At 58.9% G+C, this 20,581-nt stretch carries 20 protein-coding genes; 12 read left to right on the top strand and 8 right to left on the bottom strand.

Features of this window, described 5'->3' with window-relative positions:
- Positions 1-359: 359 nt before the first annotated feature.
- Positions 360-722, top strand: coding sequence for a DUF6124 family protein (locus CLU80_RS27120; protein WP_099758963.1), 363 nt, complete (start codon positions 360-362; stop codon positions 720-722).
- 1,162 nt (positions 723-1,884) lie between these two features.
- Here CLU80_RS27120 and CLU80_RS27110 read toward each other — a convergent pair.
- Positions 1,885-2,688, bottom strand: coding sequence for a 2OG-Fe(II) oxygenase (locus CLU80_RS27110; RefSeq protein WP_099758962.1), 804 nt, complete (start codon positions 2,686-2,688; stop codon positions 1,885-1,887).
- Positions 2,689-2,954: 266 nt separating this feature from the next.
- On the opposite strand from CLU80_RS27110, the gene CLU80_RS27105 reads away from it, so the two are divergent.
- A complete protein-coding gene (locus CLU80_RS27105; protein WP_099758961.1) occupies positions 2,955-3,926 on the top strand; it encodes an AraC family transcriptional regulator in 972 nt (323 codons plus the stop codon).
- Between the two features lie 353 nt (positions 3,927-4,279).
- Here the strand turns inward: CLU80_RS27105 and CLU80_RS27090 are convergent, their stop codons facing one another.
- Entirely contained in the window at positions 4,280-6,199 is a 1,920-nt protein-coding gene (locus CLU80_RS27090) for a tyrosine-protein phosphatase (RefSeq protein ID WP_099758960.1), read from the bottom strand.
- 688 nt (positions 6,200-6,887) lie between these two features.
- Between CLU80_RS27090 and CLU80_RS27085 the strand changes: the two genes are divergently transcribed.
- Positions 6,888-8,396 carry an EAL domain-containing protein gene (locus CLU80_RS27085; protein WP_286079790.1) on the top strand — a complete coding sequence of 503 codons (1,509 nt, stop codon included), beginning with the start codon at positions 6,888-6,890 and terminating at the stop codon, positions 8,394-8,396.
- Here the strand turns inward: CLU80_RS27085 and CLU80_RS27080 are convergent, their stop codons facing one another.
- Positions 8,397-8,795, bottom strand: a complete 399-nt coding sequence (locus tag CLU80_RS27080) for a hypothetical protein (RefSeq protein ID WP_099758958.1) — start codon at positions 8,793-8,795, stop codon at positions 8,397-8,399.
- Between the two features lie 80 nt (positions 8,796-8,875).
- Positions 8,876-9,142, bottom strand: coding sequence for a DUF6555 family protein (locus tag CLU80_RS27075; protein ID WP_099758957.1), 267 nt, complete (start codon positions 9,140-9,142; stop codon positions 8,876-8,878).
- 142 nt (positions 9,143-9,284) lie between these two features.
- Between CLU80_RS27075 and tspO the strand changes: the two genes are divergently transcribed.
- Both tspO and CLU80_RS27065 read left to right on the top strand, forming a co-directional pair.
- On the top strand, positions 9,285-9,725 hold the full coding sequence (tspO, locus tag CLU80_RS27070) for a tryptophan-rich sensory protein TspO (RefSeq protein ID WP_099758956.1): 441 nt from the start codon (positions 9,285-9,287) through the stop codon (positions 9,723-9,725).
- On the top strand, positions 9,725-10,702 hold the full coding sequence (locus CLU80_RS27065) for an alpha/beta hydrolase (protein WP_099758955.1): 978 nt from the start codon (positions 9,725-9,727) through the stop codon (positions 10,700-10,702). The genes tspO and CLU80_RS27065 overlap by 1 nt, the downstream gene beginning before the upstream one ends.
- On the opposite strand, the gene mug is transcribed toward CLU80_RS27065, so the two are convergent.
- Positions 10,690-11,205 carry a G/U mismatch-specific DNA glycosylase gene (mug, locus tag CLU80_RS27060; RefSeq protein WP_099758954.1) on the bottom strand — a complete coding sequence of 172 codons (516 nt, stop codon included), beginning with the start codon at positions 11,203-11,205 and terminating at the stop codon, positions 10,690-10,692. The two genes, CLU80_RS27065 and mug, sit on opposite strands and share 13 nt — an antisense overlap.
- Positions 11,206-11,213: 8 nt before the next feature.
- The gene (locus CLU80_RS27055) at positions 11,214-11,837 is read right to left on the bottom strand and encodes a TetR/AcrR family transcriptional regulator (protein ID WP_099758953.1); all 624 of its coding nucleotides are present in this window, start codon (positions 11,835-11,837) and stop codon (positions 11,214-11,216) included.
- Between the two features lie 269 nt (positions 11,838-12,106).
- Between CLU80_RS27055 and CLU80_RS27050 the strand changes: the two genes are divergently transcribed.
- The 5 genes from CLU80_RS27050 to CLU80_RS27030 all read left to right on the top strand — a co-directional run bounded on the left by CLU80_RS27050 (position 12,107) and on the right by CLU80_RS27030 (position 18,493).
- A complete protein-coding gene (locus CLU80_RS27050) occupies positions 12,107-13,237 on the top strand; it encodes an HlyD family secretion protein (protein ID WP_099758952.1) in 1,131 nt (376 codons plus the stop codon).
- Between the two features lie 6 nt (positions 13,238-13,243).
- A complete protein-coding gene (locus tag CLU80_RS27045; protein ID WP_099758951.1) occupies positions 13,244-14,722 on the top strand; it encodes a DHA2 family efflux MFS transporter permease subunit in 1,479 nt (492 codons plus the stop codon).
- A gap of 19 nt (positions 14,723-14,741) precedes the next feature.
- The gene (locus CLU80_RS27040) at positions 14,742-16,208 is read left to right on the top strand and encodes an efflux transporter outer membrane subunit (protein ID WP_099758950.1); all 1,467 of its coding nucleotides are present in this window, start codon (positions 14,742-14,744) and stop codon (positions 16,206-16,208) included.
- Between the two features lie 22 nt (positions 16,209-16,230).
- On the top strand, positions 16,231-17,184 hold the full coding sequence (locus CLU80_RS27035) for an aldo/keto reductase (RefSeq protein ID WP_099758949.1): 954 nt from the start codon (positions 16,231-16,233) through the stop codon (positions 17,182-17,184).
- 373 nt (positions 17,185-17,557) lie between these two features.
- The gene (locus CLU80_RS27030) at positions 17,558-18,493 is read left to right on the top strand and encodes a LysR family transcriptional regulator (protein WP_099758948.1); all 936 of its coding nucleotides are present in this window, start codon (positions 17,558-17,560) and stop codon (positions 18,491-18,493) included.
- A 44-nt stretch (positions 18,494-18,537) separates the two neighbouring features.
- Here the strand turns inward: CLU80_RS27030 and CLU80_RS27025 are convergent, their stop codons facing one another.
- Complete coding sequence (locus CLU80_RS27025) at positions 18,538-18,795, bottom strand: DUF2790 domain-containing protein (protein ID WP_099758947.1); 258 nt, start codon at positions 18,793-18,795, stop codon at positions 18,538-18,540.
- A 264-nt stretch (positions 18,796-19,059) separates the two neighbouring features.
- On the opposite strand from CLU80_RS27025, the gene CLU80_RS27020 reads away from it, so the two are divergent.
- Both CLU80_RS27020 and CLU80_RS27015 read left to right on the top strand, forming a co-directional pair.
- Complete coding sequence (locus tag CLU80_RS27020; protein ID WP_099758946.1) at positions 19,060-19,686, top strand: DUF3885 domain-containing protein; 627 nt, start codon at positions 19,060-19,062, stop codon at positions 19,684-19,686.
- A 77-nt stretch (positions 19,687-19,763) separates the two neighbouring features.
- Positions 19,764-20,174 (top strand): hypothetical protein, encoded by a 411-nt coding sequence (locus CLU80_RS27015; RefSeq protein ID WP_093433299.1) that lies wholly within the window; start codon positions 19,764-19,766, stop codon positions 20,172-20,174.
- Between the two features lie 55 nt (positions 20,175-20,229).
- Here the strand turns inward: CLU80_RS27015 and CLU80_RS27010 are convergent, their stop codons facing one another.
- Positions 20,230-20,424, bottom strand: coding sequence for a hypothetical protein (locus CLU80_RS27010; RefSeq protein WP_093433302.1), 195 nt, complete (start codon positions 20,422-20,424; stop codon positions 20,230-20,232).
- Positions 20,425-20,581: the final 157 nt, after the last annotated feature.

Below are 20,581 nucleotides of genomic sequence, written 5' to 3'. Positions count from 1 at the left end.
CTGGCATTTCAACGACCGGTTTAAAAACGTTCCGAGATACGTCCGACAGGCTACAACGCCTTGCGCCGTTGCCTACGACTACGCCAGAATCCGCCGGCTTGTGCGCCGGGTGGGCGGGTTCTATCGTGGGTCGGTCACTGAATAGCAGTGATCGGGTTTGGTAGCCCGTGTATACAAGGTGCGCAATTTCACTATTGGCGAAAGTCTTCGCCTGGCTTTTATGGTGGTCATGCGCAGGGCGCTTTCGAGCGCGCCGGTTTTCCTTGTGTCCCGGTCTACCAACCTGTGCATGGCCGCCACCCATCGTTTGGTAGCGAGTGGGTGATGGCTCCTTTTAAGCGACACAAGGGAGTTACATCATGTTCAAGATCACACCGAATCCACCAGAAACCGATCCAATCTCAGGCGACGAATCCCCCGACGCCAAGAAATTCAACGAAGCCGTCGACCGCGCCCTCTCTCATTACCTCGGCCCTGCCCCGGAAATCATGCTCACCCCGTACCAAACCAACAAGATGTTTATCGCCAACCCGAACACCAAGACTGAGGAACTGCTGGTGAATGCCAGTGAATCACTCGGTTCGGCTTCGGTGATGCTTGGGGATGTTATCGGGCTGGTGCAGGGACCGGCACGCAAGACACTGCAAGGCATTGCGCAGGTGGTGATGCTTGGGGAGTTGGCGGTGAATCGGGCTTTGGATAACGTGGTTCCGGTGGAGTAACGAAAATTCCTCCATGACGGCTAGGATGTCGTCATGGAGGGGACCAGACTACGTCCCAGGACTGAAAATAAATCCATCCCCTTCTTCACGGTTGCCGTCCGGCCAAGTCACCTACTCGCACCATACATCGCACTTATCGCGTGTTCTCAGGTTTAGAAGCTCTGCACTTGTACATGCACCGACCGGGCTTCCCTCTAGAAATAACACTTCGTCTCCTTCTTCCCAGCCCAGGCAATAAGTTTGTGATTCGAATTTTTCCCCGTTGATAATGAAAAGCTCATCGTTATGAGCAACCTCGATTTTATAGCTCTCACGACCTGAGCTTCTGCTTGGTGTGCTGTAGAGTTTGCGTGGAACAGGAGACGCAACTGCGCGAGGTTGTTGGGAGCCGGATTGTGTACCACGAAGAGCTGCCGATTCTCTTTGAACGCATGCCACAAATAGCGAAGGCCCCAGCGATGTAGAGCAGGAGCTGAGCAACCATTGCTTTTGCTCTTCGGTAAGAGACGAAATGTTTGGCAATCCGCCTACCAAGGCAGCTTTCTCGCGTGTGAGGCAGTTAATGGTAAGAGACGGGCCGAGGGAGTCGGAGCAGCTTCCTATGACCCAAGCCCGCATCTCCGGATTTAGACTGGAAAGGTCTGGTTTTCCATGTGAAGCAGCTGATGCTTCCCGCACAACGCAGCTAGACCAAAGAGACGGTCCGAGGCTGCGAGTACAAGAGCGATTCACCCAATCGCGCGCGTCGGGAGATAGCTTAGATAAGGCCGCGTCAGGATCCTGAGCTATCGCTGGCTGAGCGACCAAAATCGTAAGAGTGGTTAAAAGCTTAAGTTGTAGTTGCATATGCCTCCAGCATCTAGCTGCCCTTTAGCAACATCGCTATCGCATTTAAACGCGAGGGTAATGTCGTATAACGTTCCTTGATTTCCCGTACGTCTTTGCTTTCCCTAGGCTGGCTATGGACAAAGCGAGCCTTCTCAAGGAGAAACACGATACAGATAATCAGCCAAGCTGCTTAATCAGTGTAGGCATCAAATTAAACAACACTGCCAGCATGCCAGCAGTTTCATTGACCGACTTTGGCGGAAAGCAGAACTAACGCCAGCTACTCACCACTCAGCACGTAAAAAATGACCATGCCCTTATACACGTCGTCGCCTCATCCTTTCTTCTTAAACACCTTCTCCACGTAATACCTCAAACTCCACCGATCCTTCGGCCGCGGCTTATAGTGCGTTTTATTCCTCTGCCCCGGCTCAACCCCTACCCCACTCGCAGTGTAGTAATAAAGCGCAATCGACCGCCGAGTGATGTGCTCCGGCGTAGTCAACGGCTCCGGATGCCCATGGTTACTGTCCTTATCCGTATTGAAAATCACACACCGGTTATAAACCGGTAGAACCTTCTTCAGACATTTCTTCATCCCCACATCCCAAAGCTCCAGGTTGCCGCCGTACGCCTCCTGCCAATCTTCGGTCAGGTAAATGATCACGTTCAACCGCCGCTCGACATTGAGCTTCTTGTTCAGCCGAAAATCCGAGTGCACGCCGAGGAAGCCGCCGGTTTTGGTTTCGTGTAAGCCGCCGCCAGCAAAATAAGGATCAGGAATCAATCCTTGAATGCCGGTGAGTTTTTCGAGGAATTCGAGCATGGGTGCGGAGTTGAAGGTGTTGAATACGTTCTTCAGGTACGGGCTGCAGGCGTTGGGGCTGATCTGGCGTTTGAGTTGGCCTTTGTAGCCGCGCTCGTAGATTTGTTCGTTTTGGGTCGGTTCGACCGGGAAGTGTTCGCGGATGCTGGCGATGACGTCGGCTTGCAGGAAGTTGTCGATGACGATGTGCGGGAATGGCGTGGCCTGGGTGTATTCGTGGGTCAGCGATTCGCCGAAAGCGCCGGCGGCGGTTTGGTCGAAGTCGAGTTCGGGGGTCAGGGTGATGGGGAGTGTTTGTGTGTTGGCTTGCATTGCCGCTCCAATTGACTTGAATGCTTTCAGGTCTCGGTAAACAAGGCTGGGCGCTCGGCGCGATGCCTTGGTTTTTTGCTGAGTACGGATGCGAGCAGGTTGCCATGTCGGCCATGGCCTGCCGAGTGTCCGTTGCGTAAACGTGGGGCGGCGCTGTAACGGCATGTTTCTGGCTGTCACAAACGCGTCATATTGCCTCTGCTAATCTCCTCGGCGCCCTGCCCTACACCCCAGTCCTAGAGCCCCCAATCGAAGGTGCCGCCAAGGTGTTTCCGACTCCCGTTCGCCAGCAAATCATTCTGCGCTCCGACAATCTCCGTTCCGACGACTTCGGCGCGTTGTTCTCCCGATTCTTCGGCAACCGATATTCCGACTCCCCGCCGCTGCCGTCGAACATCATTATCGGCGGCGTTTACGGGCGGCACGATGGCGTCAGTTTCCGGCGCATGCATTACCACGGCGATTTCAGTGTTTCGTTTCCCGATCCGCAGGATGAGATCACGTTTGTGATCCCCACGGCGGGCAAGATTGTCTTCAACCACGCGACCGAGTCCATCGGTGTGACGCATGTGGGTCTGGCGGTTGATAAGGCCGATATTCGTTCGATGCGCTTTGTTGATGATCATGCGCATCACGGCATGTCGATCAATCGTCATCAACTCACCGAGCGGTTGTCGATGCTGTTGGATAAACCGATTCTGCAGAAGATCGTTTTTGCACCCAGCGTGGACCTGAACACCGCAGCGTTTCAGGGGATTCGGGCGTTGATTGATCTGGCGACGGGTGCGGAGTTTGATCTGTTGCTCAACAGCGGGACGTTGATGCCGTCGCGGTTGCGCGAGATGTTGATTGATGCGGTGCTGGAGGCGTGGCCGCATAATTTTTCCGAGGCATTGCAGCGGCCGACGGCGATGGTTGCGCCAAGGCATGTGAAGTTGGCGGTGGAGTTTATTCAGGCGCATCCGGAGCAGTTGGTCAGTGGCGTGGATCTGGCGCGCTTGAGCCATGTCAGTCAGCGCGCGTTGCAGGAGGGATTTCGGCGGTTTGTCGGGATGTCGATTGTGGCGTATCAGCGGCAGGTGCGGCTGGAGCGGGCTTATGCGGTGTTGAAACAGCGGGGTTCGGGGTCGGTGACGGAGGTGGCGTTGCGGTTCGGGTTTAGTAATGTGGGGCGGTTTTGTCAGTATTTTCAGGGGGCTTTTGGGGTGAGTCCGGCGGATTTGCGCGGGCGGAATTGATCGGTTCATAAGTTGGAAAGCTGACTGTGGGAGCGAGCTTGCTCGCGAAGGCGGTGGGTCAGTCGATGTTGATGTTGACTGGTCTGGCGCTTTCGCGAGCAAGCTCGCTCCCACATTGGTTTTGGGTTGTTTTCTGGATTTGGGTCGTCACTAAACTGGCAGTTGGATTGCGTGGACAGGGTTGATCGGTTCATAAGCTGGAAAGCTAACTGTGGGAGCGAGCTTGCTCGCGAATGCGGTGGGTCAGTCGATGTTGGTGTTGGCTGATCTGGCGCTTTCGCGAGCAGGCTCGCTCCCACATTGGGTTTAGGGGTGTTTGTTGGATCGGGGTCATCCTTGATCCCGTGTGTCTTTTAGAAGGCGTAGCTGGCTTTTAGACCACCATTGAAGCCGTGGCTGTCGCCGCCGCCATTGGCGCCGATTTCTGCACCCAGGCTCAGGGCGTCGAGGCTGGCCATCACATTCACACCGCCGCTGAACTGATCGCGATTATCAAAAGCCGCGCGTTGTTCGATGTCGAGGCCCAGCAGGTGGCTTTGGCTGTCGACCTGGTTGTCGCCCAGTGTGCGTTCGTAACCCACTTGCACGCCCGGCACCAGTTGCCATGCGCCCATCGTCACCGGGACAAAACCTACGTTGAGGTTGGCGACGGCGCTGCGGCGGGTGGCGCTGTTATCGTCGACGTCGAGTGCAAGTTCGCTGCCCTTCTCTTTGAAGCCGTTGAGGTCGAGGTGGCTGACGCGCAAACCGAGGCTTGGCTCGAAGGTCATGCCGTTGACCGGGGCGCGGTAGCCGAGGGCGATGGTGGCGCCGGTGAGGTTGCCATGGGTGTCGCCTTTCGCGGTGCCGAGGCCGCCGCCGAGGTCGCGTTTGCTGTCGTAGTCGATGTAGCCGGCGCTGGCGTTAGCGTCGAGAAACAGGCCTTGTTCGAGGCTGGTGAAGCCGTAGCGGGCGCCGACGTTGAGGAAGGTGAAGTCGGTGTCGGCTTCGCCACCCGCGCCGCCAATAGTGCCTTTGCTGTAGCCAAAGCCGCCGCGTGCGCTGAGTTGTTCACTGAAACGCTGGGTGATGCCGACCATCAGGCCTTGGCTGTGTTCGTTGCTGCTCTCGGCGTGGGCCGAGCCATCGGTGCCGAGGTAGCCGGCGAGCGCGGTGGTCCAGAGGCGATATTGGCCGACCTTGAGGTCAGTGCCGCTGGCAAACGGCGCAGCGGCTTGTTCGATCATCGCGTTTTGCCGCAGCAGATAGCTGGCGGCGTCGGCGTGCACCTGGCCGCCGACCTGGGATTCGACACCGCCGAGGGTGCCGGCGTCGATGGCCGATTGCAGGTAGTAGTTGTAGGCGCTGTAGGTGCCGGACAGATTGGTGTTCTGCAATTGGCGAAGCAATTCGGCGCCGGCAGCAGCGTTGCCGATCAGCCCGGCCTGACCCGGCAGGCTGTTGTATTCGACCAGTTTGCCGCGCAGCACATAGATGGTTTCTTGCGACAGACCGAGGCCTTGTTTGAGGTAGTTGTCCATGCTGCCGTATTGCGCGGTGACTTCGTCGAGGCCGGCCTGCAGGTAGCTGGCCTGCACGCCGAGCAGCGGCTCGTAAATGGCGGCCATGCTCGGCGGCAGCGCTTTGAGCGTGGCGGCGACGCGGGCGGCGGTGTAGTCGTTGGTGGCGAGGTAATTGGCCATGATGGTCGCGTTGTCGACCCCGGCGATGCTCTGCAACACGGCGGCGGTCCAGCCGGTGCGATCCTTGCCGGCGGTGCAGTGGAACAGTTGTGCGGCGTCGACGCCGGCGAGTTCATTGAACAGCTTGCCGAACTGGCCGCGCATGCCGGCGTCACTGACGAAAGCGCGGTTGGTCTGTTCCATCATGGCGATGGCGTCGGCGGCGCTTTTGAAGGAGATGTTGGTGATATTCGAACCGGAGGTGGTGCTGCCGATGATGTCGATGTTCTGCCAGGTTGCGCCGCTGATCATGGTGTCGGGGGTGGCGGCGATTTCGCTGGGGGTACGCAAGTCGTAAACGGCTTTGATGCCGAGGCTGTTGAGGGTCGCCAGATCGGATGCCGTCGGGGTCAGCGCGTTGGAGCGGTAGAACACGCCGCTGCGCATCGTGCCGTCGTGGGCCGTGGTGTACGCGGTGGTAATGCCGGCGACGTCGCGGAAGTTGTCGATGCCTTGCAGGCGCGGCGTGTCGAGCGGTACAGCCTCGGCAGCATGGGCGGCGGCGATGGACAGGCTCAGTACGGACAGCGAACACAGAAGACGTTGAAACACGGTGCAGCCTCATTTCGGTTAGCGTTGGGCTGCCTACTATCTGCACTGAATTGACACGAAATATGACAAATTCGCGTAGCGCGAAAATGCCTGCGCGAATGGGCCGTGGGGTGCGTGAATTGTCCATCGGGTCGGATGGTGGAGTTTGAGCGGCGACCCTGTGGGAGCGAGCTTGCTCGCGAATGCGGCGGGTCAGCTAAGGTGATGTTGGCTGACAGGGCCCCTTCGCGAGCAAGCTCGCTCCCACAGGGTTCTTCGGGATGCTGGATATCTCGGTTTTCACACAAAAACTGTAGGAGTTCGGGATTGCTGGATATCCTGGATTTGACACAAATTTTGTAGGAGTGAGCCTGCTCGCGATAGCGGTGGGTCATTTAGCAATGATGTGGCAGATAGACCGCGATCGCGAGCAGGCTCACTCCTACAGGGTTCTTTGGGCTACTAAAGATCTGTGGTTTGCCACAAACCTGTGGGAGCAAGCCACAGGGATTGAAGGCCGGCATTGGAATAGTTGATCTACAACAATATCCGCCGATCCCGGCGGCGGTATTCTGAATGGGCTGAAAACAGCCGTGCTGTGCGCACGTCACAGGCCTTGTGGCCAAGGTGGCGCTAAATGAACAAAAAACGCATTGTCTGGGGGAGCATTCTCCTGGGCCTTCCGTGTGTCTTGCTTCCGGTACTTTTGATGGGTTACGTCGCCTGGATGTTGAATCTGGTGGCTGCGCAGCAACGCCTGGAAACCCTCGCTTCCGTCGCCTCTAGTCGCGCCCACGGGACTTTCAGTGAAGCGGCCGGTGCACTGAAATCCATCGCTGGATCGCGTCTAGCGCCGTGCACCCCGGAAAGCATCGACGAGATGCGTCTGCTGACCATCAACACCCTCTCGGTGAAGTCGATCGGCTACGTCGAAGAAGAGATTTACGCCTGTGGTTCCTGGGGACCGGTCGGGCAGCACGCGACGCCATGGCGCGAGGATTTCACCACATCGGACGGCGTGCGCGTTTCACTCGGCGTGCAGTCGCGCATCGTTGCGGCGAAACCGATGATGGCGCTGCAGTATGCGGCGTTCAACGTGCTGGTCGATCCCCAGCAGTTCCTGCATGTAACGCTCGATGAGGATCTGCACCTGGCCGTCGGCACCGCTGCCGGGCAACTGGTCAGCGCCTCGCGCCCGGGCGCGGAACACTTTCTTGCTCGCGTACATTCCGGCCCGCACTCGGGCCTTGCCGACGGCTACCTCTACACCCTCGTGCACAGCGGCGACTGGGTCGCCATCGCCGCGCTGTCGCGCCATGAGCTGATGCAAGGCTTGATCCGCCGGGAGTTACTGCTGTTGCCCATCGGTGGTTTGCTCGCCGGGGTGCTGGTGTTGCTGATCGTGCGCCGCACCCGGCAACGTCTGTCGCCGCTGGCGGAACTGCAACTGGCGGTGCGCAATCGCGAGTTCGTTGTTCACTATCAACCGATCATCCGCCTCAGCGACGGTGCCTGCGTTGGCGCTGAGGCACTGGTGCGCTGGCAGCATCCGGATGGCTCGCGGGTGTGCCCCGATGCGTTTATTCCGCTGGCCGAGCACAGCGGTTTGATTCTGCCGATCACCGATCAAGTGATTGACCACGTGATGGACGACCTCGGTCCGCTGCTGGTCAAGGAACGCAGTCTGCACGTGGCAATCAACCTGGCGGCGAAAGACGTCAGCAGCGGCCGCTTTCTGCCGATACTCGACGCTGCGTTACGCCGCGCCGACGTGCAACAAAAGCAGATCTGGCTGGAGGCCACCGAGCGCGGCTTCGTTGAGATTGATGCTGCCCGCGCCACCGTCAATCGCGCCCGTGAGCTGGGTTATCTGGCGGCTATCGATGATTTCGGCACCGGGTTTTCTAGCCTGCAGCATTTGCAGCAACTGCCGCTGGACGTGCTGAAGATCGACAAGTCGTTTGTCGACAATATCGATCAGGATGCCGCGACCGGCACCGTGACCGGCCACATCATCGAAATGGCCAAGAGTTTACGTTTGCAGATCGTTGCTGAAGGTATCGAGACCGAAGCGCAGCGCGATTACTTGCGCGGTCAGGGCGTACAGTTTGGTCAGGGCTGGCTGTTTGGCAAAGCGATGCCCGCGGAGGAATTCTTGCGGTTCTATCAAGAGCGGGCAAACGTGCTTGTCGACCATCCAGCGCTAGAAAGCGTGTAACTATCGACGAGCCCCGGACAAGCCACCCGCCAGCCGATCAAGAATCTGCACGAGCTCAGGTCGCGTCCATTTTTCCCACGGTACGACCTCCTCGTCATCACCGGTGTGCCTATGCTCTCCGGAATCAAACGCCAGGTAGATGGAAAAAGCCGGCTCGGGCATTTCGGCATCCATGCCGAGGTTGACGATATCGCCGAACAACAGATTCATCACCTCGTCGCACGCGTGAAAGTCGCGTACACCGCTAAGGAACTGATCGGCCATGGCAATCGCGACTTGATTCAACAGGTCGCGAGGATTCATCTGCACAGCCTGACAAATAAGGCTCAAGTCGTGAATCGTGTCTTGCTCCAGAATTTGCAAAACGTAAGCAAGATCAGCGCGGCTCAGGGTCGGCAAGGCGTGTCCTCCGGGCGTACAGTGAAGTGCGCGCGCAGCATGCGATGAATCGCCGCCCTTGCCAATATTTGCCTCACGCTTCAATTGGTCTGGCTGACAACCTTGATGCGCGTAATCCCTACTCGCTCGGCATGTTCAAGAATCTGCTCGGGCGTTGAATCCGCTGTAGGCATGATCAAACCGTTTTCCGCATCGCCCAAATGCAGTTCCAGTAGATGCATCGCGGCCTCGTGCTTGGCCAACTGCTGCTCCTTGAGTTCAAGCAGAAAAGTCCGAGGCTCGCCATTGAATAGATATTTGATGTGATAGGTGTACATGATGTCATCCACGTCAGTAGGAAAAGGCACTGATCATCCTGACGCGACGGTCAGTTTTTAGTTCAAATTGAATCGCCTCTCTGGCCAATCTGGAATTCATGGCAAACTTTTTCCTTGCCGAGGCGTCCCTTTCTTAAACCCCCAACCGGCTGATTTCAGCCAAGGACTGGCGATGACCTTTTTCATTTTTCTTCTGGCCTGCGCTGCGGCGGCAGCCACCGGCGTGATGTTCAAACCAGGGCCGTGGTACGAAGGGCTGAACAAACCCGGTTTCACCCCGCCCAATTGGGCGTTCCCCGTGGCCTGGACGCTTATCTATCTGCTGCTGGCCTGGGCCGGTTACCGTTTGAGCCTGATCCCTGGCAGCCAGACTGTGCTGGCGCTGTGGGCGGCGCAGATTGCGCTGAACACGCTGTGGACGCCGGTGTTCTTCGGCGCGCATCAGGTGTTGGCGGCGATGGTGATTCTCACCGTGTTGTGGCTGGTGGTCGCGGCGATGGTGGTGCTGGCGATACAACTGGACCTGATCACTGGCTTGATCCTGTTTCCTTATCTGGCGTGGCTGTGCGTTGCCGCCGCGCTGAATTTCTCCATCCTGATCAAGAACCGCTGATGACCAATGCCAATTGGGGTACTGCAGCACCGTGGGCGCAGGGCGAGCGCGAGTTGGCGCAGGTGCGTGCCTTCAACCGCAAACTCGCCTGGCTGCCGCGGTTCAAGATCCGCAACCGCCTGACGCCGCGTTTGATTCAGGCGCTGTTGCGCGTCAGTCAGGTCGGCGGTGCGAGGAAGTTGCGCGAGCATGGTCTGACGGCTGAGCAGAAGATGCTGGGTAACGTGCCGGTGCGGATCATCCGCCCCAAAGGTCCGGCGAAAGGCGTGGTGCTGGATTTCCACGGCGGCGGCTGGGTGATCGGCAATGCGCAGATGGACGACAATTTCAACATCGCCATCGTCAACACCTGCCAGGTGACGGTGGTCTCGGTCGATTATCGATTAGCGGTTTCGACGCCGATTGAAGGTCTGCTGGAGGACTGCCTCAACGCGACTCGCGGGGTCTTGAGTGATGCCGAATTTGCCGGTCTGCCCGTCGTGGTGGTCGGTGAATCGGCGGGCGGTCATCTGGCGGCGGCGACGTTGCTGGCGCTCAAGCAATGGCCGGAATTGCTGCAACGCATCAGCGGCGCGTTGCTGTATTACGGCGTCTACGATCTGACCGGAACCCCAAGCGTACGCAGCGCGCCGGCGGATACGCTGGTGCTGGACGGCCCGGGCATGGTCGAGGCGCTGCGCTTGCTGACCCCGGAACTGACTGACGAACAACGCCGCCAGCCACCGTTATCACCGCTGTACGGCGACTTCAGCGGTTTCCCGCCTGCGCTGCTGTTTGCCGGTGAGCTCGATCCGCTGCGCGACGACACCCTCGACATCGCCAAACGCTGGGCGCAATCGGCGCCGGTCGAAATGTACCTGCTGCCCTCCTCGCCTCACGGTTTTATCCACTTCCCCACGGCCATCGCTCAGGGCGTTCTGGCCTACAGTCGGAAGTGGATTTCGGCGCGCATCGAGGCCGACACTCAAGCGCTTTGAAGCGCTGTGGCTTGGTACAACTGCCGATAGGCCATGACCAGTTGTTCTAGAGAAAATGCCAGATTGCGCCCGCTGGGATTGGGCAGGACCCAAACCGCCGCACCGCCGAAAGTTTCCGGCTGAAGGCCCCAGGCAATGGCTTTTTTCCCGGAGAGCCCTGCGTAAGCCGCTTTGCCAAGAAACGCCACATGCCGTGGTTTGTAGCGGGCCATCTTCGCTTCGAAATCAGCCGCAGCGGCGACAAACTCCTGCGCCGACACTTGATCCGCCCGCGCGGTAGGCCGGGCGACCACGGCGGTCAATCCGCACTGATATTGCAAAATCAAGCGGTCGTCTTCCGGGCGTATTTCTTCGGCAGTGAATCCGGCCAGCTGCAGCGTGCGCCAGAACCGATTGCTGCGCCCGGCGAAATGATGTCCCTGCTCCGCCGCCAGCAGACCGGGATTGATCCCGCAAAAGACCACTGACAAATCTTCCGCGAGAATGTCTTCGAGCGCGTTCATGAGCGCGCTCAGCCGCAAATCATGCTGACGGCGTTGCGCACAATCGCGGTCAGTTCTTCACGGGATTTGCCCGCCCGCGCGCGGATTGAAATGCTGTGCAGCAGCGAAGACGCGATAACCGCCAGCGCGGACAAATCGCTATCGGCTTTCAGTTCGCCAGCATCGATTGCCGTTTGCAAACGTGCTTCCAGATCAGCATCCAACTGGCTGAGGCGTGCCGATAGCACATTGCGGATTTCCGGGTCTTCGACCGCTTCGGTGGTCGCCGTACCGATGGCAAAGCAACCGCGAGGCTGGCCGTCGCCCGAGAAATAAATCGCCAATTGCCCTTCATAGAAGCTGGTCAGTGCCTGCACCAGGGTCAGGCTGTTATCGGTCAACGCGGCCTGCATGGCGGCGTGCGCGGTGTCCCAGTATTGATCCAGAGCCTTGATATAGAGCGCGTGTTTATCGCCGAACGCAGCGTACAGGCTTGGCCGGTTCATGCCGGCGGCTGTGGCGATGCTGTCCAGCGACGCGCCGGAATAACCCGTGTTCCAGAACACGCCAAGTGCCTGTTGCAGCGCCGTGTGCGGGTCATACGCACGAGGACGACCGCGGCCTTTTCCTTCTGTCGGTTTATTTTGTGCCATGTCGTACAAATTCCTTGCAAGGATAAGAAGTCGCTCATATTCTTACACCATCGCACAAAATTAAGGAACCAGAAATTCCTTGGTTAGCACCTTCGTTATGGCGCAGCTCGAATTGGCTGCTGCAACGACGAACAGCGGTTAGGAGCGATCCTCCCCCACCGCGCACGGATTTGAGTTTTCGCAGCCATTAATCACGTCGCGGCCACAGGCGATTGCCCCGGTCGGCCCGATGTCCCGTTTGCGCTTCAGCATTTTGGATAGAGCAGATCATGACCCAGCCAATTGATCTCACCGCAGCACATGCCAGCGCCCAGCCAATCGGCGATCTGACGGACACACCACCAAAAAAACCGCTCAAGCAAAGACTGCGGCCATTGCTGATGGCAGGCGTGCCCGCGCTGTTCGCGGTCATCGGCTACAGCCAATACCGGGCGAACGAGCCTTTCGTTTCCACCGACAACGCCTATGCCCGCGTGGCCAAGGCATCGATCAATGCGCGGGTGTCCGGGCAAGTGGTCGAGATTGCCGTGAACGACAACCAACCCGTGCGCAAAGGCCAGGTGCTGTTTCGCCTCGACCCGCAACCGTTGCAGATTGCAGTCGACCGCGCCGAAGCCCAGTTAGGCAATGCTCGCCTGCGCATCGACGGCCTCAAGGCCAGCTATCGCCAGCAACAAGCCGAACTGCAATCGGCCCGTGCGTCGGCGGACTACGATCAGAAAGAATTCGCCCGCAAAAAAGCGCTGGTCGCCACCGAGTTCGTCTCGCGGGCGGCCTATGAGCGCGCCGACACCGACCAGAAAGTCTCGCGCCAACGCATCGCTTCGATCGAGCAACAGATCGCCAGCACCGTAGTCGCCCTCAGTGGTGATCCCGACATCGCCATCGACCGACATCCAACCGTGCGCGAAGCCAAGGCGCAGCTCGACGAAGCGCAGCTCTATCTGTCCTACGCCACAGTGACCGCACCGGCCGACGGCATCGTGGCCAAGGTCGACGACTTACAAGTGGGCAATTACGTCAGCAACGGCAGCGCGGCGTTCGCATTGATTTCCGATCACGAGACCTGGATCGAAGCCAACTTCCGCGAAACCCAGCTCACCCATATGCGCCCCGGTCAGACGGCGACGATCACGCTCGATACCTACCCCAATCGCCCCTTTAAGGCCCACGTGATCAGCATGAGCCCCGGCGCTGGCGCGGACTTCGCCCTGCTGCCGCCGGAAAACGCGACCGGCAACTGGGTCAAAGTCGTGCAGCGGGTGCCAGTGCGCCTCGAACTTGACGACGCCGATCCGGCCATGCCGCTGTTCTCTGGCACCAGTGCCACGGTTGAAGTCGACACCGGCCACCGCACGCCGTGGTGGTATCCATTCAAGTCGTTGCTCAGCGCGGGGTAATTCGTGATGAACGCCATTACCCGCAACAACTTGGTCGATCTGCGCGCATTGCGCTTTGTGGCGCTGCTGGCGACCTATCTGCAATCGATGAATCTGCCGTTGCCCAATGCCGCACTGCGTCTGATACAAGGCAGCCTGTCGATGACCGACGATCAGGCCGGGTGGATTTTCACGGCTTATCTGGCTGCCAGCGCGATCACCTTGCCGATCGCTCAGTGGCTCGCCGCCGCCTTCGGCTTGAAGCGGGTTTATCAGATTGCCCTGGTGCTGTTTGCCCTCGGTCTGTGGCTCAGCACGTTAGCGAGTACGCCGCTGGAATTCATCTCCGCGCGCATTCTGCAAGGTCTGGCCAGTGGCGTATTGGCGCCGCTGTCGATGGCAATTGCACTGGAAACGCTGCCGGCAGAAAAGCGTCCTGCGTTCGGCGCGAAATGGACGGCGCTAGTGTTGTTCGGCATCGTCAGCGGGCCGAGCATTGGCGGCCTGATCTGCGAGTACCTCGACTGGCGGCCGATGTTTTACCTGAGCCTGCCGCTGATCGCGTACATCTTCATGACGGTGGCGTTGCTGCTCGCCGAGAAAAAAGCCGAGCAGCGTCCGCCCTATGATTTCTTCGGCTTCGGCACGTTCACCGTCGGCATGATCGGTCTGCAAATGCTCCTTGACCGTGGCGAGCGCCTGAACTGGTTCGACTCGCTGGAAATCTGCATCGAAGCGCTGGCCTGCGCGCTCGGGTTGTACCTGTTCATCGTGCATCGGTGGACGGCCAAAGTGCACTTCGTCAGCAAGGCGTTGCTGCGCGATCGCAACTTCGTGCTGTCGACGGTGATGTTCTTCGCCCTCGGTTTTGTGCTGCTGTCGACCATGGCGCTGACCTCGCCGATGCTCGACGAAATCATGGGCTACCCGCCGGACACCACCGGGTTCCTGACCATCCCGCGCGGCATCGGCCTGGTCGGCGCGTTCCTGCTGATCGGCCGTGCGCCGGGCTGGATCGACACACGGTTGTTTATCACCGCCGGTATCGCGCTGGTGGTCTACGCCAATTGGCTGATGCTCGGCTACTCGCCGCTGATGGACTGGACGCCCGTGGCGTGGAGCGGATTCCTTCAAGGCGTCGGCCTCGGCGTGCTGATGCCGGCGCTGAGCAAAGTCGCGTTCAGCACGCTCAATCCGGCATTGCGCGCGGAAGCCACCGGCCTGTTCAACCTGCTGCGCGTCTATGGCAGCACCCTCGGAGTGGCGGTGGTGCAGATTTTTTTCTTCAACAACACCCAAGCCATGCACGTCGCGCTGGTCAGCCAGTTGACGCCCTATCGAACGGCGCTGCCGACCTCGTTATCGGCGCTGGAAGGTCTGAACCACCTGGTGACCCATCAGGCTGCGTTCGTCGCGGTCATGGGCCAGTTCAAGATTTTGATGCTGGCGATGCTCGTGGTGAGCCCGCTGGTGCTGTTGCTGCGCAAACCGGCTGCAGCCAACTGATCTTTGTGGAGTCTGCAAAATGAAAACGTCTACGCGCTTCACTCGTTCTGCAATTCCCAGCGCCTTCAGCGTATTGGCCTTTACTTTGATGCTCTCGGCCTGCACCGTCGGCCCGGATTTCCAGCGCCCCGCCGCCGGCTCGTCTGAGCACTATGATGAGCAAGCCGAGCAGTCGACCGGTGCTCAGCGGTTTGACATGGGCCAACGCATTCACGGCGATTGGTGGGCGGCGCTGCGCTCGCCGAAGCTCGACCAACTGATGCGTCGCGCCATCGACGGCAACCTCGAACTGGTCGCCGCCGATGCGACCCTGCGTCAGGCCGCTGCCTCGGTTGCAGCAGCAGAAGGCGCGCTGTACCCGCAAGTGGATTTTGCGGCAGCGGGCGGTCGGCAACGCACACACAACGGGCCGAAGCCAAGCGTTGCCAACGTCTACGCCATCGGCCCACGGGTGACATTCGATCTGGATGCTTTCGGCGGCATCAAACGTGAAGTCGAAGGCCAGCAAGCATTGGCCGATTTGCACAAACATCGCTACGAAGCGGCCTACCTCACTTTGACCGGCGAAGTGGCCCGGCAGGCGCTGCTGATCGCCTCGGCCAATGCGCAGATCGCGGCGGTGCAAACGCTGCTGACCAATGACACGAAAAACCTTGATCTGGTGCAGCGTGCTCAGCAAAGCGGCAGCACCACGCGCATTGATGTGTCGCTGGCGGAAACGCGGCTGGCGCAGGATCGCACCCTGCTGCCACCCCTCGCCCAGCAGCGTGATGCGGCGCGGCATGCATTGTCGATTCTCGCCGGTAAAGGCCCGGCCGACTGGAACGCGCCGGATTTCACCCTCAGCGACTTTGCCTTGCCGACGACGCTGCCGGTCAGCCTGCCTTCGGAAACCGCCCGCAATCGCCCGGATATCTTGCAGGCCGAAGCCGAACTGCACATGGCCAGCGCGGCCGTGGGGGTGGCGACAGCCAATCTCTATCCGCGCATCGAGTTATCGGCGTCACTGGCGCAAGCCGCATCCGGCAATGGCGGCGCCGCACTATGGGGGTTCGCGGCCGGGCTGACCGCGCCGATTTTCAATGGCGGCACGCTGAAAGCCGAACGTCAGGCCGCCATCGATGGCTACAACGCCTCGCTCGCGCGCTATCAGCAGACGGTGATTGAGTCGTTCGGCCAGGTCGCGGACAGCTTGCAGGCGATCCATCACGGCGCCGAACAAAATCTGGCGCAGGACGATGCGTTGCGCGCCGCCGACAGCAGTTTGCGCCTCAACCAACAGGCTTACGCCCAAGGCGAAAACAGCGTCCTGCAAGTGCTCGAAGCCGAGCGCGCGTACGAGCAAGCCCTGCTTGGGCAGATTCAGGCGAAGACCGCGCGCTATCTCGACACCGTGCAGTTGTTCGTGGCGCTGGGCGGCAATTCCGTCGGCGTCTTCAAGCAAAAACTCGCCGCCCGTGCAGGCACTGAGCAAAACCCACTGTAACCACCGACACTGGAGAAAAACCATGACTTACGAAGCCTTTCACGATGCGCTTCGCGACACCCGCTGGCCGCTGAACAATGGTGCAGGCTCGATGCCGGCCGTTGGCTTTGGCACCTTGTTCCGCGATTTGCACACCACCACTGAAGCGGTCAAATGCGCGTTGGAGGTGGGTTTCCGCCACTTTGACTGCGCTGAGCGCTACCGCAACGAGGCGCAGATCGGCGCGGCATTCCAGCAGGTGTTCGCTGCCGGGCAGATTCGCCGCGAAGACGTGTTCATTACCACCAAACTGTGGAACACCAACCACCGTCCCGAGCGGGTCAAACCGGCCTTTGAGGCGAGTTGCCAACGCTTGCAAACCGACTACATCGATTGCTACCTGATCCACACGCCGTTCGCTTTTCAGGCGGGGGATGATCAGGATCCGCGCGATGTATTCGGCCACGTCATCTACGATGGCGAGATCACATTGCTCGACACCTGGCGGGCGCTGGAAAGTCTGGTGGATGAGGGTCGCTGCAAATCCATCGGTTTGTCGGACATTACTTTGGAAGCGCTGAAAGAAATCGTCGCGCACGCACGGATCAAACCGGCCGTGGTGCAGATCGAGTCGCACCCGTACCTGCCGGAATGGGAAATGCTCGAGTTCTGCCAACAGCACGGCATCATCCTTCTGGCGTTCGCGCCGCTGGGTCACGGGATGCAGCCGAATGTGCTGGAGGACGCCGTGCTGACCGGCATTGCCCGGCATGTACAGAAAACCCCGGCGCAAGTGGCGCTGGCGTGGGCGGTGCAGCGTGGCACGGCGTTTCTGACGACCTCGGCGACGCCAGCGCATATTCAGGAGAATTTTGATGTTGCGACATTGCCGCAGCGGGCGATGCGTGAAATCAAGGAAGACATCAGCACGCGGATCCGCTTCAATTCGGTGGTGGAAACCGGGGTGCCGGGGTTTATTCCCGGGCGTAAGTCTTGAAGTTTATGGCGTGACGCAGAGTGTAGCCCTCACCCCCCGCCCTCTCCCGGAGGGAGAGGGAGCCTGATTGGGGGATGTTCAAGTGATGTGAACATCCAGAATGCTTTGTCGAATCCATAATCGCCAAGGCCTTTCAGGTCGGCGGATAACACGAGACATCCCGATCAGTCCCCTCTCCCTCCGGGAGAGGGTTAGGGTGAGGGACGCTCATGCGCCGAATCCATAATCGCCAAGGTCTTTCAGGTCGGCGGACAGCGCAAGACACCTCGGTCAGTCCCCTCTCCCTCCGGGAGAGGGTTAGGGTGAGGGGCTGCCATTAGAAGTGAACACCGACTCACCAACTCCACACAACCCACCATAAGGCGGAACAACGATGGACGTTTTCCAGAGCATGCGTTTCTTCGTCGCCGTCGCGCAAAGCGGCAGCTTTACGGCGGCCGCCGAGCTGCTCGACACCACCACAACCAACGTGTCCAAAGCCGTATCCGCCCTTGAAGCCCGCCTGCACACGCGGCTGATCAACCGTACCACCCGCCGCCTCGCCCTGACCGAGGCGGGACTGCGTTATCTGCAACGCTGCGAGCTCATTCTCGACGATGTCCGCGAGGCCGACGAAGAGGCCGGCACCGCACAAACCCTGCCCGTGGGTCGCTTGAAAATCCACGCGATGTCGGCCATCGGCAATCACTATGTGATCGACGCCATCGCCCGCTATCGCGAGATTCACCCTACGGTGATGTTCGACCTGACCCTGACGAACCGCGTACCAGACCTGCTCGAAGAAGGCTACGACATGTCCATCGTACTGGCCCGTGAACTGCCGGATTCCGGCTTCGTCGCGCAACGGCTGGGCATCACCTACAGCATCCTCTGCGCGTCGCCGGCCTACCTGGAAAAACGCGGCATGCCCCACTCGCCCGACGCCTTGGCCGAACATGAGTGCCTACGCATCGTCAACACGGTGATGCCAGTGGAGCACTGGACGTTCGAGGGGCCGCAAGGCATGGAGACCATCACCATTCCCGTGTCGCCCTTCCATATCAACACCGCCGACGGCATGACCATCGCGATCAGAAAAGGCATGGGCATCGGCATTCAGCCGATAGCATCGGCCGTGGATGGCCTGCGGGCGGGGACATTGGTGCGGGTGCTGCCGGAGTACCGGCTGGAGGAGTTGAACCTGTTCGCGATCTATCCGTCGCGCAAGTTCGTTGATGCAAAAACCAGAACCTGGGTGGATTTTCTCAAGCAGTCGATCCCGGAATTATTGGCATCGGACGAAGATATTGCGGGAGCAAGAAAGCACTGAGCGCAGCAGACAAGGAGTGTCGACCCTCCCTTCTCTGCAGTGAATCAACTCGAGCAGCCGGTGCCCATGACCTGGTATTGCAAAACATGGCGCTCGCCATGGGAGTCTTCATAAGTCATCTGCACCGGCACCGGCGCGCACTCATTGGCCGGCTCGGTGATCGAGATCACATGCTCGATGTCGAGTTTGCTCGAGTAGCCATAGGTTTCGACCGGCAGGTTTTGCGTCGGCGCTGAATCCGCATAGGCCTGTGCGCCCAGACTGCCAAGCAGTAACGCCATTGCGATTTTCATTGTGTTCATGATGCTCACCGTCTCGTTGAGTGGGCCGACTCAGCGTGATTGCTGGCGGCTTGAGGACGATGCTAGGGAATGGTGGCGGCGGGAAAAATCGGGCGGAGGGACAAACACTGTTGCCAAATAGAGGGTGAATACCTCGATTCGATTCTCGAGGGCGCTCCGCCACAGCGAGTGGCTCACCGGCTTAGCTCAAGGGTCGGGGTTCACGTAAGATCTGTCCACAGCTCCTTGACCGAGGAGACAGGCTCATGAATACGAAGGGATAACGTGAACCTAAGAGAAGAAATCGAGAGGATTTTTGAGGGCAATGCCTTCGCCAGGCCGCTTTACTATTCCTACCCCGGAGGACTGCGCTTCGAGCTCTCCGAAACGGGTGGGATCATTGAGCAGTTCCTGACCGCCCTACGAAAATCGACAACGATCTGTGGCGATATCTTTTCTGACGCGGCAACGTTTGTCGTGTGTCTGCGAACTCACTCAGGCAGCCATGGATTTAAGCATCGGGCCGCGATTCAGGCATTTCGATCTGCAGGCGTTGATTTCCCTCCTGAACGCTCAGTCTGGAGCGAGGCGATAGATCCCGAAGAATGGTATTGCGAGGAAGAGCCGGAGTACTGGATCAACATCGCATTCGAAGCATCGATTGCAAGTCTTCCGGCATTTCTCTGGTGCGCGTTGACTAAAGATTTTGGCGCTATTGAGCCCAATCCCCACTGTGATGTGTATCTGTTCAATCTGCCGAAACAGGTCATGGTTTTTCCCTACGACGACAGAGGCATGGATGTCGTCGGCCCTAATGCACCGCTACTTTCGCAACTGTACGAGCGGCACAATCAATACCTGCTTGACTATGACCGCTCGGCCATGGACGCCACGTTCGCAGGGGCGCGTTAGTCGCTACACCGGACGCTGGCATCAGCGACGAATCCAAAAAGGGAGCTTTTGGGCGTGAGCAATACTGGGGGCGCAATATGGAAATAGATCGTCTGCTCAAGAAGCGGCAACTCAATGTGCAGGAACAGAATGCGGTGACTGCCCATCGCCTGACGGAAACCGCTCGATTCTGGCGTGATACCAATATTCCCGAGGCCTTGGCACGTTTCGGTGAGCGCCAAGGTGTTGATTGGTCAGAAACCGTCGTACTCGATCTTGAAGTCGACTTTCCCGGAATGCCACGCCTGTATGGCTTGATCCTCGAGCAAGCGGAACGGTTCATAGCGTTTCAAATTGACACCGACAGCGATCATCAACACGTTGATTTCGTAAGCCAATGGGAGGATGTCTCGGCGCATCAGAACTATTCGGCTTCCGAGCGCGGCACTGGCAAAGGCTTTGCTGTGATTGCGTTGCAGGTCAGGCGTGAAGTACTTGCACATCGATAGGCGCCGGTTTTCAGGCATAGGTTTCCTCTCCCTTGAAGGCCGACAATCGCCGCACTCAGGCGATGTAGAAGAAGTACAGCGCCAAACCCAGCAACTGCATGAGCAGCAGAATGGAAAGCAAATGATTACAGCCCTTCCAGACGTTGCTCACCGGTTTGTTTCTGGCGACTCGGTAACGCAGGTAACTGTCGAGTGAAAGCGACGCCGTGGGGATCAACACGAACAAAAACGTCAAAAAGAAATTAAACATTTCCTTTGCCCATCGACTCCCAACATGAAACCGGATTTGTTCGCTGCATCGTGCACTGCTCAAGTCGTCTGAGCAGACAGCTTAGCTGATCGGCATGTACCCGGAATCCTTGGGGTTATGCACCGCAGTGATCCCGGGCGATAACGCTTGGTGGGGA

This window comes from Pseudomonas sp. 29, from assembly GCF_002754355.1.
Lineage (GTDB): Bacteria > Pseudomonadota > Gammaproteobacteria > Pseudomonadales > Pseudomonadaceae > Aquipseudomonas > Aquipseudomonas neuropathica.
The sequence above is the reverse complement of the archived record's forward strand: the minus strand, read 5'-3'. Positions and strand labels throughout refer to the sequence as shown.

What these genes read in the sequence shown, in the direction of transcription:
- CLU80_RS27120 (WP_099758963.1), top strand. Translation starts at nt 360, where the DNA reads ATGTTCAAGATCACACCGAATCCACCAGAAACCGATCCAATCTCAGGC.
- CLU80_RS27110 (WP_099758962.1), bottom strand. Translation starts at nt 2,688, where the DNA reads ATGCAAGCCAACACACAAACACTCCCCATCACCCTGACCCCCGAACTC.
- CLU80_RS27085 (WP_286079790.1), top strand. Translation starts at nt 6,888, where the DNA reads ATGGGTTACGTCGCCTGGATGTTGAATCTGGTGGCTGCGCAGCAACGC.
- tspO (WP_099758956.1), top strand. Translation starts at nt 9,285, where the DNA reads ATGACCTTTTTCATTTTTCTTCTGGCCTGCGCTGCGGCGGCAGCCACC.
- CLU80_RS27065 (WP_099758955.1), top strand. Translation starts at nt 9,725, where the DNA reads ATGACCAATGCCAATTGGGGTACTGCAGCACCGTGGGCGCAGGGCGAG.
- mug (WP_099758954.1), bottom strand. Translation starts at nt 11,205, where the DNA reads ATGAACGCGCTCGAAGACATTCTCGCGGAAGATTTGTCAGTGGTCTTT.
- CLU80_RS27055 (WP_099758953.1), bottom strand. Translation starts at nt 11,837, where the DNA reads ATGGCACAAAATAAACCGACAGAAGGAAAAGGCCGCGGTCGTCCTCGT.
- CLU80_RS27050 (WP_099758952.1), top strand. Translation starts at nt 12,107, where the DNA reads ATGACCCAGCCAATTGATCTCACCGCAGCACATGCCAGCGCCCAGCCA.
- CLU80_RS27045 (WP_099758951.1), top strand. Translation starts at nt 13,244, where the DNA reads ATGAACGCCATTACCCGCAACAACTTGGTCGATCTGCGCGCATTGCGC.
- CLU80_RS27040 (WP_099758950.1), top strand. Translation starts at nt 14,742, where the DNA reads ATGAAAACGTCTACGCGCTTCACTCGTTCTGCAATTCCCAGCGCCTTC.
- CLU80_RS27035 (WP_099758949.1), top strand. Translation starts at nt 16,231, where the DNA reads ATGACTTACGAAGCCTTTCACGATGCGCTTCGCGACACCCGCTGGCCG.
- CLU80_RS27030 (WP_099758948.1), top strand. Translation starts at nt 17,558, where the DNA reads ATGGACGTTTTCCAGAGCATGCGTTTCTTCGTCGCCGTCGCGCAAAGC.
- CLU80_RS27025 (WP_099758947.1), bottom strand. Translation starts at nt 18,795, where the DNA reads ATGAACACAATGAAAATCGCAATGGCGTTACTGCTTGGCAGTCTGGGC.
- CLU80_RS27015 (WP_093433299.1), top strand. Translation starts at nt 19,764, where the DNA reads ATGGAAATAGATCGTCTGCTCAAGAAGCGGCAACTCAATGTGCAGGAA.
- CLU80_RS27010 (WP_093433302.1), bottom strand. Translation starts at nt 20,424, where the DNA reads ATGTTTAATTTCTTTTTGACGTTTTTGTTCGTGTTGATCCCCACGGCG.